General features: G+C 44.0%; 21 protein-coding genes. 16 read left to right on the top strand and 5 right to left on the bottom strand.

All coding sequences use genetic code 11. From position 1 onward, the window contains the following. Window positions 1-4: 4 nt before the first annotated feature. Complete coding sequence (locus CST_RS11885) at window positions 5-379, bottom strand: hypothetical protein (protein WP_015485155.1); 375 nt, start codon at window positions 377-379, stop codon at window positions 5-7. Window positions 380-900: 521 nt separating this feature from the next. Here CST_RS11885 and CST_RS11880 point away from each other — a divergent pair. After that, window positions 901-1,479, top strand: a complete 579-nt coding sequence (locus CST_RS11880; RefSeq protein WP_015360176.1) for a hypothetical protein — start codon at window positions 901-903, stop codon at window positions 1,477-1,479. A 77-nt stretch (window positions 1,480-1,556) separates the two neighbouring features. Then, window positions 1,557-2,297 carry an N-acetylmuramoyl-L-alanine amidase CwlD gene (cwlD, locus tag CST_RS11875; RefSeq protein ID WP_015360175.1) on the top strand — a complete coding sequence of 247 codons (741 nt, stop codon included), beginning with the start codon at window positions 1,557-1,559 and terminating at the stop codon, window positions 2,295-2,297. 83 nt (window positions 2,298-2,380) lie between these two features. On the opposite strand, the gene sleB is transcribed toward cwlD, so the two are convergent. The 4 genes from sleB to CST_RS11855 form a co-directional block, all read right to left on the bottom strand. Then, entirely contained in the window at window positions 2,381-3,067 is a 687-nt protein-coding gene (gene sleB / locus CST_RS11870) for a spore cortex-lytic enzyme (protein ID WP_015360174.1), read from the bottom strand. Between the two features lie 196 nt (window positions 3,068-3,263). Beyond that, the gene (locus tag CST_RS11865; protein ID WP_015360173.1) at window positions 3,264-3,527 is read right to left on the bottom strand and encodes a hypothetical protein; all 264 of its coding nucleotides are present in this window, start codon (window positions 3,525-3,527) and stop codon (window positions 3,264-3,266) included. Further along, window positions 3,527-3,916 carry a hypothetical protein gene (locus CST_RS11860; RefSeq protein WP_015485154.1) on the bottom strand — a complete coding sequence of 130 codons (390 nt, stop codon included), beginning with the start codon at window positions 3,914-3,916 and terminating at the stop codon, window positions 3,527-3,529. Before CST_RS11860 ends, CST_RS11865 begins: the two co-directional genes overlap by 1 nt. Window positions 3,917-3,958: 42 nt before the next feature. After that, window positions 3,959-4,255, bottom strand: a complete 297-nt coding sequence (locus CST_RS11855) for a hypothetical protein (protein WP_015360171.1) — start codon at window positions 4,253-4,255, stop codon at window positions 3,959-3,961. Window positions 4,256-4,353: 98 nt separating this feature from the next. Here CST_RS11855 and CST_RS11850 point away from each other — a divergent pair, with 98 nt between their 5' ends. The 14 genes from CST_RS11850 to CST_RS11785 all read left to right on the top strand — a co-directional run bounded on the left by CST_RS11850 (window position 4,354) and on the right by CST_RS11785 (window position 19,655). Further along, window positions 4,354-5,232 carry an NAD(P)/FAD-dependent oxidoreductase gene (locus CST_RS11850; RefSeq protein WP_015360170.1) on the top strand — a complete coding sequence of 293 codons (879 nt, stop codon included), beginning with the start codon at window positions 4,354-4,356 and terminating at the stop codon, window positions 5,230-5,232. 128 nt (window positions 5,233-5,360) lie between these two features. Continuing rightward, window positions 5,361-6,056 (top strand): GerMN domain-containing protein, encoded by a 696-nt coding sequence (locus CST_RS11845; protein ID WP_015360169.1) that lies wholly within the window; start codon window positions 5,361-5,363, stop codon window positions 6,054-6,056. A gap of 212 nt (window positions 6,057-6,268) precedes the next feature. After that, window positions 6,269-7,375, top strand: coding sequence for a D-alanine--D-alanine ligase family protein (locus CST_RS11840; protein WP_015360168.1), 1,107 nt, complete (start codon window positions 6,269-6,271; stop codon window positions 7,373-7,375). Then, window positions 7,375-8,178, top strand: coding sequence for a glutamate racemase (gene murI / locus CST_RS11835; protein WP_015360167.1), 804 nt, complete (start codon window positions 7,375-7,377; stop codon window positions 8,176-8,178). The genes CST_RS11840 and murI overlap by 1 nt, the downstream gene beginning before the upstream one ends. Before the next feature lie 75 nt (window positions 8,179-8,253). Further along, window positions 8,254-8,670 (top strand): YwiB family protein, encoded by a 417-nt coding sequence (locus CST_RS11830; protein WP_015360166.1) that lies wholly within the window; start codon window positions 8,254-8,256, stop codon window positions 8,668-8,670. A 21-nt stretch (window positions 8,671-8,691) separates the two neighbouring features. Then, a complete protein-coding gene (gene argS, locus CST_RS11825; protein WP_015360165.1) occupies window positions 8,692-10,383 on the top strand; it encodes an arginine--tRNA ligase in 1,692 nt (563 codons plus the stop codon). 59 nt (window positions 10,384-10,442) lie between these two features. Next, the gene (locus CST_RS11820) at window positions 10,443-10,949 is read left to right on the top strand and encodes an SEC-C metal-binding domain-containing protein (protein WP_015360164.1); all 507 of its coding nucleotides are present in this window, start codon (window positions 10,443-10,445) and stop codon (window positions 10,947-10,949) included. A 157-nt stretch (window positions 10,950-11,106) separates the two neighbouring features. After that, window positions 11,107-11,817 (top strand): ABC transporter ATP-binding protein, encoded by a 711-nt coding sequence (locus CST_RS11815; RefSeq protein WP_015360163.1) that lies wholly within the window; start codon window positions 11,107-11,109, stop codon window positions 11,815-11,817. Continuing rightward, window positions 11,814-13,373, top strand: a complete 1,560-nt coding sequence (locus CST_RS11810) for a putative ABC exporter domain-containing protein (RefSeq protein WP_015360162.1) — start codon at window positions 11,814-11,816, stop codon at window positions 13,371-13,373. Before CST_RS11815 ends, CST_RS11810 begins: the two co-directional genes overlap by 4 nt. Before the next feature lie 131 nt (window positions 13,374-13,504). Then, on the top strand, window positions 13,505-14,578 hold the full coding sequence (locus CST_RS11805; protein ID WP_015360161.1) for a sugar kinase: 1,074 nt from the start codon (window positions 13,505-13,507) through the stop codon (window positions 14,576-14,578). Window positions 14,579-14,605: 27 nt separating this feature from the next. After that, complete coding sequence (gene gnd / locus CST_RS11800; RefSeq protein ID WP_015360160.1) at window positions 14,606-16,057, top strand: decarboxylating NADP(+)-dependent phosphogluconate dehydrogenase; 1,452 nt, start codon at window positions 14,606-14,608, stop codon at window positions 16,055-16,057. 41 nt (window positions 16,058-16,098) lie between these two features. Continuing rightward, on the top strand, window positions 16,099-17,427 hold the full coding sequence (locus CST_RS11795; protein WP_015360159.1) for a nickel-dependent putative hexonate epimerase: 1,329 nt from the start codon (window positions 16,099-16,101) through the stop codon (window positions 17,425-17,427). 116 nt (window positions 17,428-17,543) lie between these two features. Then, a complete protein-coding gene (locus tag CST_RS11790; RefSeq protein WP_015360158.1) occupies window positions 17,544-18,356 on the top strand; it encodes a type 2 periplasmic-binding domain-containing protein in 813 nt (270 codons plus the stop codon). Between the two features lie 381 nt (window positions 18,357-18,737). Further along, complete coding sequence (locus CST_RS11785) at window positions 18,738-19,655, top strand: ABC transporter permease (protein ID WP_015360156.1); 918 nt, start codon at window positions 18,738-18,740, stop codon at window positions 19,653-19,655.

Below are 19,655 nucleotides of genomic sequence, written 5' to 3'. Positions count from 1 at the left end.
CAGCTTAATCATTTTGTGGTACTTTTCCGGTTACAATTACATTGTATAAAACATCATCCCTAAGTGGTTCTGAAAGGCCTGTAAGACCTTCCAGAAGACGGGAAGGGGTAATATCTTCCTTCCTGCATTTTTTAAAGTACACTTCACTGTAACCGTCAACTATCTTGGTATAGTCCTCAAAAAACTGTATGTATTGAAAATTGCCGGTTTTACTGAATTCCTCAATAATCCACTTGTAAAATTCATTCAGCGGTAATTTTCTGCAGTCGTATGGATTTTTAGCGTTCAGTATAAAGTCCGGGGATGAAATATAAATTGCCGCTGGATTAAATGAGTAAAATTTTAAACCGTTCCCTGCATCATTCACAAATTTTGTCACATCGGACAAACTGTAATGTTCATCATGTGCTTTTCTGATTACTTCGTCAGGTAAAGATTTTTTGGATATAAAATAAGAAAAAAACCCATTAAAAATCCTCCTATTTTCTTGTATATAATATAAAATATTCCATACATGTATAATATTATATTTAAATCCAAACTGACCAGCAAGAGGATGACTTGTTTGGGCTAATAATTAGAGCCTGAAGAAACCATGTAATTCCATTTTATTCCCGTTGATATCCACACATGATGATAATGCGGCTTATTTCAAATCTGTCCGTCGGAAATATAAGCCGTATGAAAAATCGGTAAAGGCTTTGATTAAAAGATTTTCTTTTTGTATAATTGAATAAAGAAATCAAAATTAGTTCCAATCGGAATAATCCGCAGCAAACTCGGAATTGATTGCGGTTCGTGTCAGCCGGAAAGAATGTGTAGAAGATGCCGCGGAGGCCGGGAAAATATGTTAAAGCCTTTGAAAACCATAATTTTCTGAAAGACAGGAGAGGAGATTAATTGGATAATAAAGTCTGGTCACAGATAAAACGGGCTTTGAGGATTACGGTGGACTATTTTGTCGCCCTAATCATTTTCGGAGTTTTTTCATCAATAGTGTTTTCATTGTTTAAAGAAAATTTTGAGACGGGAATTACAATCTTTTCGGTTATTGTCTTTCTTCTGATGACGGCGATGATGTACAGCGATATGCGGGATACCGCTTTCAGGGAAAAACGCCCGCAGTACAACATTAATCCACCGCCGTATAAGGGATTTAAATATGGTTTTATAGCGGTATTGCCTATACTTCTTATACAGCTTGTTTATTATCTGGTTAATGTACCTGCCGAATTAACCACGTTTAAAAGGCGGATGCTGCAGGCGTTTACGGCTCCGTTGTACTGGCTTGCAAAGCTTATATCCCATGACGAATGGTCTTATCATGTGGTGCTTTTGATTATTCCCGTTATTGCGGGACTTGGATATTTGGCCGGATTTCACAACTTCTATATTACTAAAAAACTGAAAATATTTGAAAAATTAAAGAAACAGCCGCAGAATGCCAAAAAGGATGTAAAAGCCCGGTACAGAAAATAATATCTGAAATATTAAGTATATGGCCAACCCCTCCTTGAATATGTTATTACAGATGAAACAAAGGACGGGGTGTATTTATGATCGTACTCGTTAAAAAAAGCAATGTAACGCTCGTTATACTTATTTTCCTTTTGTCAATTGCCCTTTATTGCCTTAACCTCGGCGGTGATGTGGAAGCGACCCCGGCATCATCAATTTCGAGCCTTGGCACTGTTATAGTTGATGCGGGACACGGCGGTGAAGATCCAGGAAAGGTAAGCAGTTATTCAGGCGCAAAGGAGAAAGACATTAATCTGGCAATTGCAAAATTCCTCGCGGAGGAATTAAAATCGGCGGGATACCAGGTAATAATGACCAGGGAAGAAGATAAACTGGTTTACAGTGAGGGTACTACCGATATCACCGAAAAAAGAAGGCAGGATTTGACCCGAAGAAAGGAGATAATGGACAACGGCGGTGCGGATATAGTTGTAAGTATTCATTTAAACGATTTCAGCGACAGTAAATATTACGGCGCCCAGGTTTTCTATCCGCCCAATTCGGCCGAAAGTGAAAAGCTTGCGGTGTGTATTCAGAAGGTATTAAGGGAAGACGTCGATCCTACCAACAAACGGGAGGCACTGGTAAAAACCACTCCAATCATGATACTGCGCAATCTTAAAACCCCTACGGTAATTGTGGAATGCGGATTTCTGTCCAATGAGCAGGAAGAACAGAAATTAAGGACCGAAAGTTATCAGAAAAAGCTGGCGAAAGCCATTAAAAAAGGAATTGACAATTATTTTGCACAGCGCAATAAGGTAAATGACGCCCAGTAAATCCACTAAATACTCCGGATATTGCCATCGAAATTCTGATATCATAAAAAATACAGGGATGCGGATGACGCATCCCTGTACCGTTATTTCGCAAAATTGTGTTTTCCGATTGACAGCATTACAGGCCTTGACCATATCCATTTACTGGTTGCGGTACTGGGATTGTAATAATATAAACATCCGTATGTGGGATCCCAGCCGTTCATTGCGTCACGGGCGGCTCTGTATGACTGGGCGTTGGGTTCAAGGTTTATTTGCCCGTCTCTAACCGCATCAAAAGCACCCGGCTGGTATATGACCCCCGCTATTGTATTCGGAAACCTGCTGTCTTTTACACGGTTCAGAACCACTGCCGCAACCGCTACCTGACCTATATACGGTTCACCTCTTGCTTCGCCGTGCACAAGATGGGCGAGAAGATCCAGGTCCCTGTCGGTTACCGAATGTTTCGTGCCTGTGGGGAGCCCTAACGCCGACAGAGTTTCGGGACCTACCACTCCGTCGACTTTAAGTCCGTTTTTATACTGAAAATATCTCACCGCTTTATAGGTTTGATATCCGAAAATACCGTCAATTTCACCGTTATAGTATCCCCATTGTTTTAACTTTTTCTGTATGTTGACAACCTCGGTCCCCCGTGAGCCGTAATATGAAAGAACGGCATGGCTGTATCCGAAAAAGTCCCTTGCCACGTCGGACAGGACGGGGTATAAAAGGGCCGCGGCAATGACAAGCGCAAAAACAATCCTTAATATTTTTCCCTTTCGCATATTCTCCCTCATTTCAGGTTTTTTTCCGCTGGCATGAATTTAACCGAATTCTCTTTTCAGTAAAATTGTGCGCACTAAAAGGGAAAACTATTCTTTACGTATGTATGCAATGAATGGAAATATAAAGGCAAATCCGCTTCTTATGGCTCAGTAAAGCAAGAAGCGGGCAAAATTTTTCAACCGCTAAACAGGCACCTTAAAAGGGAAAAAGTTTGTCAAGACCTGCAAGGAAGATAAAAATCAAAAGGGCGAGAAGAAAATTGTCGCAGTCATCATCTGACGCAATCAGGATGATAAGTCCCAGCAGCAGAACATCGTCCAGCTGTATTTTTTTCAGCAGGCCTTTTATATCGGGAAGATTGCCGTGGTAGTCATCGGACACCGAAGGTACCTGCGGGTATTTTATATTATCCTTTTCGGTAGGTAACGGAATGTTTAACAGTTCACTGCTTCCGGACATTACAACAACCTCCCGCCATTGTTTGTAAAATTCCTTATTATGCCTGCAATTTTAAGGATATTCAGGCATGTGGCACAGCGTTCCCTCCTTACGGGATTTAGAAACGGCTGTATTGAATTAAGAAGGTTAATCCTGGAATCCTCTATACTGTTAACCTGATTTAATAAGTTCTGTATTCTTCTGATCCAGTCGGTATCGCGAAGCATCAGTTGCCCTGCATTCCCCGTATTTTCCGCCGCGTTGCCGGCATAATCCCCGTCATATGACGCCGGGGCATAGTCCTGAGACCGGTTAAGGGAGCTGAACAGCTGGCGTATACCTTCCTGAGCGTCCGGATTGTTAAGCATATCGGTTATTTGCCTTATTTTGTCGTCCATGCTCTGCCCCATGAACATTTACCCCCTTTACAGAACAATCGGTAAAAAATTGGTTTAACGCAGAAGTTCCCGTAGTTTCCTGATTACCTTTTCGCCATCACGGCCCAGAACCTGATATATCTTTTGAATGTCTGCCTCCGTAATCCTGTTTCTGTATTCACTTATATTAATCCCAAGTTCCCTTAAACGGTTTTTATCGTATTCGTCAAGCTTTTTCAGGGCCTCGTCGATATTTACGCTCTGTAGCTTTTTTCTAAGTTCAGCGGCGCTCTCGTTGCGCAGCATTTCAATCCCTTTCTCTATTTTTTTTCTGGTTATCTGGCCGTGTAGGTAGTTTGAGAAATCATTCATTATATCACCTCGGTTGAATGTTACAGTGTCATTTTATGCCTTGGGGCTTGTTCTTGTGACTTATAAACTGTAAAATACCAGAAAGGAGGTGAGACGTAATGATATATGATGCAATTATTATAGGCGACGGCCCTGCGGGTATTTCGGCCGCACTGTATACGGTACGCGCAAATATTAAAACACTGGTTCTTGGTTTGGGAGACAGTGTTCTGAGAAAAGCCTCAAAAATCGAGAATTATTACGGTTTTTCCGAGCCTGTTTCGGGAGAGTGGATTATCAGCGAAGGTGAAAAGCAGTTAAAACGCCTTGGGGGAGAAATTCTTAAAGAAGAAGTTATAGGTATTGAAAAGGAAGACAATTTCCATGTAAAAACCGTCAACAATACTTACACGGCACGCACCGTGCTGATTGCAACCGGCCAGAAACAGGCTAATATAAAAATACGCAACCTGAAAAAGTTTGAAGGCAGGGGGATAAGCTACTGCACCACCTGTGACGGCTTCTTTTACCGCGGAAAAAAGGTCGGGGTTCTTGGGTTCAAAGATTTTGCGCTGCATGAAGCAAACGAGCTGCTTAATTTCACGAAAAACGTAACGGTTTTTACAAACGGTGAAAAAACCGAGTTCACCGAAACCTCCATGCTGGACAAATTTGAAATAAACGAAAAGCCGATTGCAGCCTTTGAAGGCGGCGAAGTGCTTGAAAAAATAGTATTTGAGGATGGATCGGAATTTCCCCTTGACGGGATGTTTATAGCCTATGGCACGGCATCCAGCGTGAATTTTGCGCTGAAAATGGGGATATTGACCAGGGAACAGTCAATAATTGTAAATGAGAGGCAGGAAACAAACATCCCGGGGCTTTTTGCGGCCGGAGACTGCACAGGAGTTTTTAAACAGATAGCCGTGGCTGTAGGCCAGGGAGCCATTGCGGGAAGAAGCATGATTGAATATGTGCGTTCTCAGAGGGAAAGCTGATTAATCCCGTGCGGTACAATTATTCATGCTCCATAAACTAATAAAAATTTGCTTTTCTCCGGAAGTATATTTGTCCGGTCAAAGGCATAGGTATATTTTAGACAAATCCGAAAAGGAGTTTATGGAGCATGAAAAAATTTCTCGCTATAACTTTGCCGCTGATTTTTCTTGTACTGTTCACCAGTTGCCTTAAATCCGACGACAAAGCGTTAAAACAGCTTGAAGAGGACGAATTACGCCCGGTAAGCAGTATTGTTTTAAGCGAGGAAGATGCACGAAGGCTGAATGAAAAGTTACCTGTAACACTTTATTTTTCGAATCAGGACGGAACCCGTCTTGTAAACGAAATACGCTATATAAATATGGAAGATGCAAAGCAGGGAACCGAACAGCTGGCTTCGGTACTGGTTAAGGAACTTGTTAAGGGGCCGTCGAGCAGTGAGTTGAAACCCACAATACCTGAAGGAGCTTCCCTCAGATCACCGGTTAAAATTGAGGGACGCACCGCCATTGTTGACATGACGAAGGAATTTGTGGACAATCATCCCGGCGGCAAGGAGGCTGAGGAAATCACGATATTTTCTATTGTTAATACACTTACCGAGCTTAAAGACATTGAAACGGTGAAGTTTTTGATAAACGGAAAGGAGCAGAAGGAATTCAAGGGTAATTTCCGGTTTGATAACGCATTTCCGAGAAATGAATCGTTAATTGACAGGAAACAAAGCTTTACGGTGCTTCCTGAGGATGACGGCCTTTTCCAGGACGAAGCTCAGGAAACGGGTGCAACCGAAACATATGACGAGGACATCCTTGAAGACTGATTTCAGGCAGCTTAACATGTTTCAGGCAGCTTAACATGCAGATTTTATTCAGTCGACCAAAAGTCTGCCCGTCTTGTAAAAGACGGGTAGTTTCATGTATAATCAAAGGAGCTTCTGTATCGCAGCATATTGCACAATGCGGTGCTTGATAGGTTTCATATAAGTGTCAAAGCCGATGGTACTATATATTTCCGGATTAGAAGGTGATTATTGTGAAAGAAAAAGTCAGGGTTATTGTCCTTTTCGGTGGCCAGTCATCCGAGCACGAAGTGTCGCGGGTTTCCGCCCAGTCAGTTCTTGAAAATCTCGATAAGGAAAAATTCGATATATTACCTGTGGGAATTACAAAAAACGGAGAATGGCTTCCTTATCATGGCGAATATAAATACATAGGGACAGGCGAATGGGAAGAACAGGCACGGCGGGAGTTCGGAAAAAACAAGGCCGGTTCTGAGACAACTTTCCCGTCTGTAAGGAAATTTATTGAGGAAATATGCGGCCGCCCGGTAGACATTGTTTTTCCCGTATTGCATGGTGTAAACGGTGAAGACGGAACAATTCAGGGGCTGCTTGAACTGGCCGGAATTCCTTATGTCGGCTGCAACGTTCTTTCGTCGGCGGTCGGAATGGACAAAGCGGTAAGCAAGGTCCTTTTTGAAAAGGCGGGTCTTAACCAGGCAAAGTATATTGTGGTGAAAAGGCCGGAGATTCACAGCAATATATCCGAAGTCCAGAAAAAGGTTGAAACTCTGATAGGATACCCGTGTTTTGTAAAGCCTTCAAACGCGGGTTCGTCGGTTGGCGTTTCAAAGGTAAAACATCCGGATGAGCTTCCCAAAGCCCTTGAGTATGCTGCGAATTATGACCGTAAAATCCTTGTAGAGGAATATATAGACGGCAGGGAAGTGGAATGTGCGGTCCTTGGGTTTGACGAGCCTGTTGCGTCGACCGTCGGAGAAATTATTCCTTGTAATGAGTTTTATGATTATGAAGCCAAATATATAAAATCCGATTCAAGGATTTGCATACCCGCCGACCTGGACAGGGAAATTGTGGAAAAAATCCGCGCCGATGCCGTGACGGCGTTTAAAGCGCTGGACTGCGCGATTCTTGCCCGGGTTGATTTCTTCGTGGAAAAACGCACACAGAAGGTAATTATTAACGAAATAAATACGATGCCCGGTTTTACAAGCATAAGCATGTATCCGAAGCTGTGGGAGGCGGTCGGTATAAGCTACAAAGAATTGCTGGAGAAACTGATCGAGCTTTCGTTACTGCGCTGTAAGGAGTATTATAGATCGTTTGAGAGGAGATTATAATGGATAACAGACCTATAGGAGTTTTTGATTCAGGGCTGGGCGGACTGACGGTGGTAAAGGAAATCATGAAGCAGCTTCCCAGTGAAAGCATTATTTATTTTGGTGATGACGGCAGGGCGCCATACGGTACAAAATCACGGGAAACTGTTATTCAGTACACGAAGCAGGATATGGCTTTTTTGCTGTCGATGGATGTTAAGCTTTTGGTTGCGGCGTGTAATACGATAAGCGCGGTGGCTCTTCCCGAACTAAGTACGACGGTTGGCGTGCCCGTTCTCGGGGTTATCGAATCGGGAGCAAAAAGCGCGCTAAAAAAAACTAAACACGGAAGAATAGGGGTAATAGCCACGCCGGCAACCATACAAAGCGGCGTTTATTACGAAGCCATCAAGAAAGTGAATCCCGGCGTGCAGATCTTTTCAAAGGCGTGCCCGCTGTTTGTAAATCTCGCGGAAGAAGGCTGGTGGGATAATGAAATTGCCCGGATGGTTGCCGAAGAATATCTGAAGGAACTGAAACAGGCACAGATAGACACTCTTGTATTGGGATGCACTCATTATCCGCTGCTTGCCGATACAATACGAAAAGTCATGGGTGATGATGTGGTTCTTGTAAGTTCGGCTGAAGAACTGGCGGTTGCTCTGAAGGAAACTTTACGTAAAGAGAATCTTGAAAGCCGGAATGAAACTGCCACATACCGGTATTATACAAGTGACAGCGTGGAAAAGTTCAAAAAACTTGGTAAAATGATACTCGGACAGGAGATTGCCAATATTGAACGGGTGGATTTGGAAAATTATTAAATAAAACTTGTAAAATTTATGGTAAATATGATATAGAAATATTAAGTTATTAAGTATGTGAAAGAGGGAAAAACGTTGAAGAAAGACGTAATGATTACAGTTAACAGCGTGCAGGAGCATCCGGACAAGGAAGCAGATGTTTTCAATTTTGTTACCGAAGGCGTTTATTACAAGGAAGGAGATAATTACTATATCACGTATAATGAAAGCGATTTAACGGGTATGGAGGGAACAACCACCACCCTGAAAATAGAACCCGATTCGGTTACGCTTATCCGTTCCGGGAATGTAAGCAGTTTAATGGTTTTTCAGAAAGGACGGAAGCATACCTCCGAATACAGTACCGAATACGGTACCTTCGAGGTTGGGGTAACGGCCCAGAAAGTATCCGTAAATATGGACGATTCAGGTGGCAGCATTGATGTGGAATACTTTATCGAAGTGAATAATCAGCTTACAAGCTTTACCACTCTCAATGTAAAAGTTCAGTAAATAAAGAGGGATGATAACTTTATGTACAGTATTTATGAGGAAATTACCGAACAGCTTGAAACTGCGGTAAAAAATGCAATTTCTCGGGCAATATCCGAAGGAGAGCTTCCCGAGGCCGAAATTCCAAAAATTATGTTTGAAAGGCCAAGGGAAGAAGCCTTTGGCGATTTATCCACAAACCTGGCTATGCAAATGGCAAAACAGATGAAAATGGCGCCGCGGAATTTGGCTCAGGTTATTGTGAAGCACATTAAAACCGAAGGAACGTATATCGATAAGGTTGAAGTGGCGGGGCCGGGGTTTATTAACTTTTATTTCAACAACGAATGGCTGTACAGGACTTTAAGGCTTATAGACGAAAAACGGGAACACTACGGCGAAATAAATATCGGAAACGGCGAAAAGGTAATGGTGGAGTTTGTCAGTGCCAATCCCACCGGTCCTTTGCATATGGGCAATGCCCGCGGCGGTGCGCTGGGTGATTGCATAGCCAGTGTGCTTGAAAAGGCGGGCTACAATGTAACAAGGGAATATTACATTAATGACGCTGGAAACCAGATTGAGAAGTTTGGGATATCCCTTGAAGCAAGATACCTTCAGCAGTTCATGGGGGAAGACAGCGTGCCGTTCCCCGAGGACGGATACCATGGCGAGGATATTATAGATCATGTAAAAGACTATATAAAGGAACATGGCGACAATCTTCTCGATAAGAGCCCTGAGGAGAGAAGAAAGGCCCTTGTTGAATATGCGCTGCCGAGGAACCTTAAAAGGATCCGCGACGGTCTTACCAGATACAGGATAAATTACGATGTCTGGTTCAGCGAAAGCTCGCTTTATGAAGGCGAAATAGAAGAGACAATGAACATTTTAAGGGAACGGGGATATGTTGTTGAAAAGGACGGTGCGGTGTGGTTAAGTGCCGAAAAAACAGGGCTTGAAAAGGATGAGGTCCTGATACGGCAAAACGGTTATCCGACATATATGGCATCGGATATAGCATATCACCGCAATAAGTTTGTAAAGAGAGGTTTTGACAGGGTTATAAACCTTTGGGGCGCCGATCATCACGGACATGTGGCAAGAATGAAGGCCGCGATGGAAGCGCTGGGAATCTCGAAGGACAGGCTGCAGATTGTGCTGTTCCAGCTTGTTCATCTTTACAAAGACGGCGAGATTGTAAGAATGTCCAAGAGAACAGGCCGCGCCATAACCCTGGACGACCTGCTTGACGAAGTGGGCGTGGATGCGGCAAGGTTCTTTTTCAACATGAAGACTTCGGGCAGTCATCTGGATTTTGATATGGACCTGGCGGTTGAGCAGTCCAATAACAACCCAGTTTTCTATGTCCAGTATGCCCATGCAAGGATTTGCAGCATTTTGAGAAAGCTTAATGAAGAAAATATAGAAATGCTTCCTGCCGACAGGATTAACCTGGCTCTGCTGACGCAGCCCGAAGAACTGGCACTGATTAAAAAGCTTGCCGAATATCCCGAAGAAATCAGAATGGCCGCGCAAACGCTGGAGCCAAGCCGGCTGACTCACTATGTAATTGATGTGGCTTCCCATTTCCATAGATTTTATAATGCATGCAGGGTTAAGGGGGAACGGGAGGATTTAATGCAGGCGAGACTGTTCCTTATCCACTGCACCAGAATTGTGATAAAAAACGTACTGGATTTGCTCAAAATAGAAGCCCCCGAAAAAATGTAGTAAATTGCGCTCTCTTTGGATAAATATACCGGTGAAAAAATAAGGAAAGGAGAAAACATATGGGTTTATACCAGGAATGGAGAGAGAAGCTGGAAAACAGCCAGAATACCGCTACATACAGGCAGTTTATAGAATCATACCTGGACCTGGAAAAGAAGGCATATGAAGAAATTCTTGAGAAACGGCAAAATACTTTAAAAGGTACCGTAAAAGAACTTGCCGGCGGTTTTTCAATGGAGCCGGTGGTCTTCATGGGCTTTCTTGACGGGATTAACACAAGCCTTACCGAAAAGCTGAACCTTGAGGACCTGAACGAGGATTCAGAGATTACTTTAAATATTGATTTTGAAAAGCTTTACTATAATATGCTTAAAGTGAAGGCCGAGTGGCTGTATACCCTGCCGCAGTGGAATGACATCCTGGCGGAGGAAAAAAGGCGGCAAATCCGCATGCAGGTCCATCAGGACAGCCGTGTTACCGTTCAGAAAATCGGCAGAAACGATCCCTGCCCGTGCGGCAGCGGCAAAAAATATAAAAAGTGCTGTGGAAAAACAAAGAGTGAGTAAATTAACCTCACTCTTTTTTATTTGGAATTTATTCCTTGCAGAAAACTTCATACATGTCTGCTGCGTTTATAGCATTGGCGTAAGGCTTGCAAAATTCATGGTTATAATACCGTTATACGGCATAAGAAGGCATGTGACTTAAGGAAGGTGAGAATTTATGCTTCAGGTTAAGGGGTTGACTAAGAAATATAATAATATCGTTGCCGCTGACAATATAAGTTTTGAGGTGGAAAACGGTGAAATTGTCGTATTACTGGGGCCGAACGGCGCGGGAAAGAGTACGACGATAAAGTCCATAGCCGGACTTTTAAGGTTTGACGGTGATATTCTGATTGACGGACATCCGTGCAAGTCGGTGGAAGCAAAAAAAATTTTCGGCTATGTGCCCGAAACTGCGGCTGTGTACGAATATTTAACGGTATATGAGCATATTGAATTCATTGCTCGTGCCTACAGGCTGGACGCCGGCTGGAAAGAAAGGGCGGAAAAACTGATTTGTCGCTTTGATTTGCAGGATAAGGTGAACAAACTTGGCAAGGAGCTGTCGAAAGGTATGCAGCAGAAACTCAGCATATGCTGCGCACTAATAATTAATCCCAGAATGGTTATGTTTGACGAGCCAATGGTGGGGCTTGATCCAAAAGCCATTAAAGAGCTGAAAAATATATTTATCGAACTCAAAAACGCCGGATGCGCAGTGTTAATCAGTACGCATATAATAGACAGCATTGAGGAGGTCTGGGATAAGGTCCTTATCATGAACAGGGGTAAGGTTGTGCTGGCCAGGACACGACAGGAACTGGAAGAAAAAGGCGAAAAGCTTGAAGAAGTGTTTTTCAGGTGCACAGAAGGGAGCCAGGCTCTATGAACTCAATGTTCTTTATAATACGAAAACAGCTGAAAAACATCATACGGGGGCTGGCCTATAAACCCCTTGCGCTCATTGGATATATAATAATCGGAATGATGCTGGCGTGTTTTATCGTAATTGCGCTGATTATGCCTTCTGGAACGGTAAGAAACATTAACGGCGATTTATTCAGCGCAGCGGTTACCGGTTTCAACTTAATGGCGTTATATACCGGGCTGAGGCGGGGAATTGAAAAGGGCAGCACATATTTCCGTTTTGCCGACGTGAACATGGTTTTCACTGCGCCGCTAAAGCCAAGCCATGTGCTCTTATACGGTTTTATAAAACGTATGGGCACTTCCTTGCTTGTTGTTTTAATTGCGTTTTTTCAAATACCCAATATAAAAAACAATTTTATACTCGCAAAAAACGGCGTTGTCGCATTCCTTATTGCAGTCCTGTTTTATTCTGTTTCTTCTCCCGTACTGGGAATGGTTGTTTACAGTTTTGCGTCGAAAAGCGGAGAAAGGCGAATATTGGTAAAACGAATTCTTGATATTTCCGCAGTACTGTTTATACTGGGATTTGTTTTAACACTGGCGGAAAAACGCTCATTGGGCGATGCTTTGATCGCATATCTGAATTCCGTTGTTTTTTCGTACATTCCCGTTTCCGGACAGATTTCGGCAATAGCGTCAGCCGCCGTGTACGGCATTGACCTGAATTTCTTCGTCAATATCTTTGTTCTTGTTGTCATAATCGGGTTTTGCATGGCTGCGATGTCCGGAATGAATCTGGATTTCTATGAGGATGTTTTGAACGCCACCGAAGAATTTGAATCAAGAATAAGGGCAAAGCGTGAAGGCCGGGACGCAAGTCTCGAAACCAAAAAAATAAGACGGGTGAAAGGCGGGTTTTCTTCCTGCGGCGCAAAAACCATTTTTGAAAAGCATATGCTGGAATACAGGAAGATAAGCTATTTCCTTTTTTTCGACAAGTCAACGTTAATAGTTATTCTCGGCGGCATAGGTTCTAAGTTTATAATGCCCGAAGAAGCCTCAAGCGTATTTATTACATTGTTTTTCAGCGCATATATGCTTTTTTTTCTTGTGGTTCAGGGGAAATGGCCAATGGAGTTGGGCAAACATTATATATTCCTAATTCCGGAATCCAATGTCAAAAAGCTTTTTTATGCCACCCTTATGGAGAACATTAAAAACCTGCTTGACGGCGCCATTCTGTTTACCATCGCCTGTTTCATGTTTGATGCCGGCATTCCTGTTATACTGCTTTGTATTGTGAGCTATACGCTTTACGGCGCGGTATATATTTACGTCGATATAGTGTGCCGCCGGCTTTTCGGCAAAACTCACAGTAAGGCCATGCTGATTTTTGTAAAGCTTTTCGTTTCGTTTTTTGTCGTACTCCCCGGGATTATTTTTTTGATGCTGATTTATCATAGCGCCGGAAATGAATTTTATGCCCTTTTGTCGGTTACTGCATGGAATTTGTTCGTGGTTGTATGTTTATTCTTTGCATCTGTGGGAATATTCAAAGATATACAGGCAATTTAATGCTGATTTTCGTTTTGAGGGGTTGATAGCGTTCGGAGTTGAAATGGAATATTTAACCTGTCCAAAATTGACAAAATGATTTAAAATATAATTAATAAATTTTAATATTTTGAACAAAGGAGGGGCAATTAATGCAACTGAAGGAAAATGCTGTTTATGCTCTCGTGGTTCCGACAAGCATGGGCGTAAGGATTACTCCAGTCAATTTTCAGCCGGTACACTGCAGTAATATGTATTACATGCAGGCTACCAGCGCCGAAACCAATGTGGCCAGCGTAATTTCCTATCTGGGACTCAGGGTCAAGGTATTAACCGCGTTTGTTAAGGACAGTCCCATTGCAAGGTTTATCAAGGATGATCTGGCAAGCCGGCATATTGAATATGAAGGCAAGGAAGTTCCGCAAGGCGGGCCGTGGGGATATCGTCACCAGTTCAATATCGCCGATATGGGTTTTGGCGTAAGAGGGCCGAGGGTCTGGAATGACCGTGCCGGTGAAGTGGGAAGAACTTTAAGCGCAAAGGATTTTGACCTGGAAAAATTGTTCGGGCATGACGGTGTTAAAATTCTTCATATGTCGGGCCTGATTGCCGCTCTTTCCCCTGAAACGGGCGAATTCTGCCTTGAACTGGCCAGAACCGCAAAAAAATACGGAACAAAAATATCCTTTGACCTGAATTACCGGGCTTCTTTCTGGAAAAACCGCGAAAAGGAACTGAGGGATATTTTCACCGAAATAGTACGTGTTGCGGACATTCTTATTGGTAACGAGGAGGATTACCAGCTGTGCCTTGGCGTTGAAGGGCCTGAAGCCGGCGGAAAGGATATCCTGGGTCAGATGGACAATTTCAAGGAAATGATTGCCCGGGTTAAATCGGTATATCCGAACATTTCGGTATTTGCAACCACCCTTCGGGAGGTATTGAGCGCAAACAAGCATTTATGGGGTGCAATTATGCTTGAAGGCGATAACTGGCATGTGGCAGAGCCCCGTGAAATTCACGTACTTGACAGAATAGGAGGCGGAGATGCCTTTGTCGGCGGGCTTCTCTATGGCATTCTGAAAGGCTGGGAGCCCGACAAATGGGTGAAATTCGGATGGGCCACCGGTGCAATGGCAACCACATTCCTGACGGACTACGCCCAGCCTGCTGATGAGGAACAGGTATGGAGCATCTGGGAAGGCAATGCCCGCGTAAAAAGATAAGAAACAGTTAGTACGGGAGGGATTTTTATGAGCAAAGCGGATATTGGTTTAATCGGACTTGCGGTTATGGGAGAAAACCTTGCAATGAATATGGAGAGCAAGGGCTTTACCGTTGCCGTGTTTAATCGTACTACCGAAAAAGTAAGCGCTTTCATAAACGGCAGGGCGAAAGGAAAGAACATTATCGGCACTTATTCCATAGAGGAACTGGTGAATTCGCTGAAGAAGCCCAGAAAGATAATGCTTATGGTCAAAGCCGGCAAACCCGTTGACGATTTTATCGAAATGCTGATTCCGCATCTTGAAAAAGGGGATATTATTATAGACGGCGGAAATTCCCATTTCCCGGATACAATACGCCGCACGAAATACCTTGAAGAAAAGGGTCTGTTGTATATCGGTACCGGAGTATCGGGCGGCGAGGAAGGCGCTTTGAAGGGACCGAGTCTGATGCCCGGCGGCTCCCCTGAAGCCTGGCCCCATGTTAAGGAAATATTCCAGGCAATAGCGGCAAAGGTTGATGACGGAACTCCTTGCTGCGACTGGGTGGGGGAAAACGGCGCCGGCCATTTTGTAAAAATGGTGCATAACGGCATTGAATACGGCGACATGCAGCTGATTTGCGAAGCATACCACCTGATGAAGGATTTGCTTGGCATGACCGCCGATGAAATGCATGAAGTGTTTAAGGAATGGAACGAAGGCGATTTAAACAGCTATCTTATTGAAATCACCCGGGACATTCTTGCGTACAAAGACGAAGACGGACAGCCTCTGGTGGATAAGATCCTTGACACCGCGGGCCAGAAAGGTACGGGCAAATGGACCGCCATTGCGGCCCTTGACGAAGGTATACCTTTGACACTGATTGGGGAAGCTGTTTTCGCCCGCTGCCTGTCGGCGATGAAGGACGAAAGGGTTGCGGCGTCAAAGGTGCTTTCAGGACCGGTCCCGAAATTTGAAGGGGACAGGAAAGCGTTTATCGAAGACATCCGCAACGCTCTGTATGCGTCGAAGATTGTTTCATACGCTCAGGGCTTTACGTTAATGCGTTCAGCGGCAAAAACCTACGGCTGGAACCTTAATTACGGCGGTATTGCGATGATGTGGCGCGGAGGATGCATTATCCGTTCAAAATTCCTTGGAAAGATAAAGGAAGCCTTTGACAGGAATCCTGACCTTACAAATCTGCTGTTGGATCCGTTCTTCAAGGAAAAAGTGGAAAAGGCTCAGGACAGCTGGAGAAGAGTTGTTTCAGTTGCATTAATGAACGGTATTCCTGTTCCTGCATTTACGTCGGCTTTATGTTATTACGACGCTTACAGGTGCGAAAGATTGCCCGCAAACCTGTTGCAGGCTCAGCGCGATTACTTCGGCGCCCATACCTATGAAAGGGTTGACAGGCCAAGAGGCGAATTCTTCCATACCAACTGGACAGGTGAAGGCGGAACCACGTCAGCCACGACATATAATGTTTAAAAGTTTCGCCGTTGCGGCGAAAAGGGATATAATCAAAAAATATGGCTAATTCGCAGAAATTTGTCTGCGAATTAGCCGGTATGAGGATGGTTGAGATGAGGGATATAATCAGAATTGCTGGTGCGAATAACGGCATAACCGATGATGAACTCCGCGAGATTGTGGATGAAGTGCTGGGCGAAGCAGGAAAACAGCCCCTGAAAAAAATATTGCTTCTTCCTCCCGATTTCACCCGCATGCATTCCGGAGCGGGGAAAATAACCGCGATGATTTATTCAAAACTTAAGGATTCGGTGCAGGTGGACATCATGCCTGCGCTGGGCACCCACGATCCCATGACCAGAGAGCAGGTAAAGGTCTTTTTCGAGGGGATGGTGCCTTATGAGGAGGTGCTTGTCCACAACTGGAGGGAGGACGTGGTAAAGATAGGCGAGGTTCCTGCAAGCTATGTCGCCGAAGTATCCGAAGGGCTTATAAACGATCCTCTCCCGGTGGAAATAAACAAACGCCTTTTGGATCCTTCGTATGATCTTATCCTGTCCATCGGCCAGGTTGTACCTCATGAGGTTGTGGGAATGGCAAACTATACCAAAAATATACTTGTGGGGTGCGGCGGCAAGGATACCATTAACCGCAGTCATATACTCGGCGCTGTTTTCGGAATGGAGCGCATTATGGGTAAGGACCATTCCCCCGTCAGAAAAGTTTTTGACTATGCCCAGGAACATTTTCTGAACAGTCTGCCGCTGGTATATATACTGACGGTAACCACCGCCTCGCATGACAACGTAAGGATTGAAGGGGTGTTTGCCGGCAACAGCAGGAAAGTGTTTGAAGCGGCGGTTGAACTGAGCCGAGAGAAAAATCTGATCTGGCTTGACGAGCCGATTAAGAAAGCGGTTGTGTATCTTGACCCGAGGGAGTTTAAAAGTACGTGGCTGGGGAACAAGGCCATCTACCGCACGCGTATGGCAATAGCCGACGGCGGGGAGCTGATAATCCTGGCACCGGGTGTAAGGAAATTCGGAGAGGACGACGGCATAGACAGGCTAATCAGAAAATACGGCTATAAGGGAAGGGAAAACACGCTGAAAAAATACAACGAGAATGCCGATCTCAGGGAAAATCCTTCGGCGGCGGCCCATTTAATTCACGGTTCCAGCGACGGCAGGTTCACCATTACTTACGCGGTTAAACATTTGACCCGTGAAGAGGTGGAAGGTGTAGGCTTTAGATACATGCCATACGAGGAAGCCGAAAGGAAATATATGCCCGAAGGAATTACCGACGGTTATGTCGAATACAGCGGCGAGAGATATTTCTATATCTCAAATCCCGCACTGGGTCTTTGGGCGGTTAAGGGAAAATAAAAACGCGTTAAAACATGTTTAGAAAAATTAAATAAGCATTTAAGTCTGCATGGCCTTAATGCAGACTCTTTTTTTTACCGTTTCCGCCGTTAACGAATAATGCAGTCTTATTGGCCATGCAGACGCGTATATTCGGTGGGAGACACAAGCATAATCCGTTTGAAAGCCCTGCGGAATTTGCCACAGGCACAACAGATCAGGTGAATGCTGAAATTTCGAAGGGCAATCATATGGTTGCATGGGGTTATCCTTCAAAGATTGACAGTGAAATGAACAGACTGTCAAGAAACGAAAACCCTGAAGCAAGCTGGACCTGGGCAAAAGTCATGCCGTCAAGCAATCCCGAAAGGGCAACCTATTTCAAGAGAAACCCGTTATACAATGCGGACGGTATAGGTTTTTCGGAAGATGCTTCCGACGAAGTCACTGAAAGGTTTATGGACTATATGGACTGGCTGCATACCGAAGAAGGTATGGTATTCAGAACCTACGGTATTGAAAGTGTAACGTACACAAAGGAAGGCGGCAATTACGTATTTACCGAGCAGATGTCTTCTCCTTTAAAATCCGAAGGCAAGACTCTGACGAATTACGGATTTGTAGTATTCGGCAGACAGCATCCGAATATGAACGAGTATTATTATCCTTACCTTGCCGAACTGGAGAAAACATTCCTTAACCGGGAAGGTTACTATTACTTCAATTCTCCCGTTATGACATACACCGATGAAGAAAGCAGTGAACTGGCTGACATTACGACCAGCCTTAACCAGACCGCTCAGCAATATTACGCACAATTTATAATGGGTTATCTTGATCCTGAAAACGACAAAGACTGGGACAGCTACATACAGACGATGAAGAAGCTGGGACTTGACAGATTCTGTGAAATCAGAACCCAGGTTTATGAAAGATGCAACAAAAAGTAAACGGAACTTAAGATGAGGTGGTAAATTGCGGTTTACCACCTCATTATTTTAATTGTTTGAGGAAGTCCTGCACTGGTCTGAGTGCAGGCTTTTTTTATTTCAAAAAACTCCTCTTTATTATAAAAACAAACACAAATTACCATGGATTATATTACCTGGTTAAATTGACAGATAACGTTATGTAAAGTATAATGAAAAACATGCAAATCAGGTATAAGGCATTTTTATATTCTGATTTCAATACCGTTTGAGTTTTTATTTTATTCCTGAAAACAACGGGCGGCAACATGTAAAAAATATAAATATTTATTATGTCCGCACGGGGCTGTTTTTATTTTTGTTGAAGAAACGGTTTTTTGCTTTATTGAGGGGTGTTCATTCATGAGTGCATATATAATTAAAAGAATTGTATCTGCCGTGGTTACCTTGTTTTTGGTTGCCACGCTGACCTTTTTCCTGATGTATCTGGTTCCGGGAGGCCCGTTTCTTTCCGAAAAGGCGCCTTCACCGCAGACATTGAAGGCACTTGAGGAAAAATACGGACTGGATCAGCCAATAGGGGTCCAGTACGTGAATTACATGAAAAGGCTGCTTCACGGGGATTTGGGTACTTCACTGAAAATGCGAGGTCAGGAAGTTAACGATATTATAAAAACAAGATTTCCCGTTTCTGCAAGGCTGGGATTAATGGCCGTTGCGCTGGCAATTCTCGTGGGTATACCCATGGGAGCTGTTGCCGCACTGAACAGAGGCAAATGGTTTGACAGGCTTATAATGTTTGTTTCCACGCTGGGTATAGCCGTTCCCGGGTTTGTTGTGGCAACGGTGCTGATGTACCTTTTTGGCGTGGAACTGCATGTTTTGCCTACATTTGGCCTTACTTCGCCGTTGCATTATATACTCCCTGTGGTTTCCCTTGCCTTTTATCCCACTGCATATATTTCAAGGCTAATGCGCTCGAGCATGCTGGACGTTCTGGGACAGGACTATATGCGGACTGCAAGGGCCAAAGGCTTAAGCCGTTTTAAATCATTGTTCAAGCACGCCCTCCGCAATGCCGTGCTTCCTGTTGTGACATATCTCGGGCCCATGCTGGCTGGTATTCTTACGGGAAGCTTTGTTGTGGAGAAAATATTTACAATACCTGGTCTGGGGAGCCAGTTTGTCGGCTCCATTACCGACAGGGATTATCCGCTTATAATGGGAACGACGATTTTCTTCGCATTTTTGCTTATTACTCTGAATGTGATTGTGGATATAGCCTATAAAATCATAGATCCGCGAATCAAACTGAAGTAG

Source organism: Thermoclostridium stercorarium subsp. stercorarium DSM 8532 (assembly GCF_000331995.1).
GTDB lineage: Bacteria > Bacillota > Clostridia > DSM-8532 > DSM-8532 > Thermoclostridium > Thermoclostridium stercorarium.
Note: the sequence above shows the minus strand (reverse complement) of the source record. Positions and strands in the feature narration are given on the sequence as shown.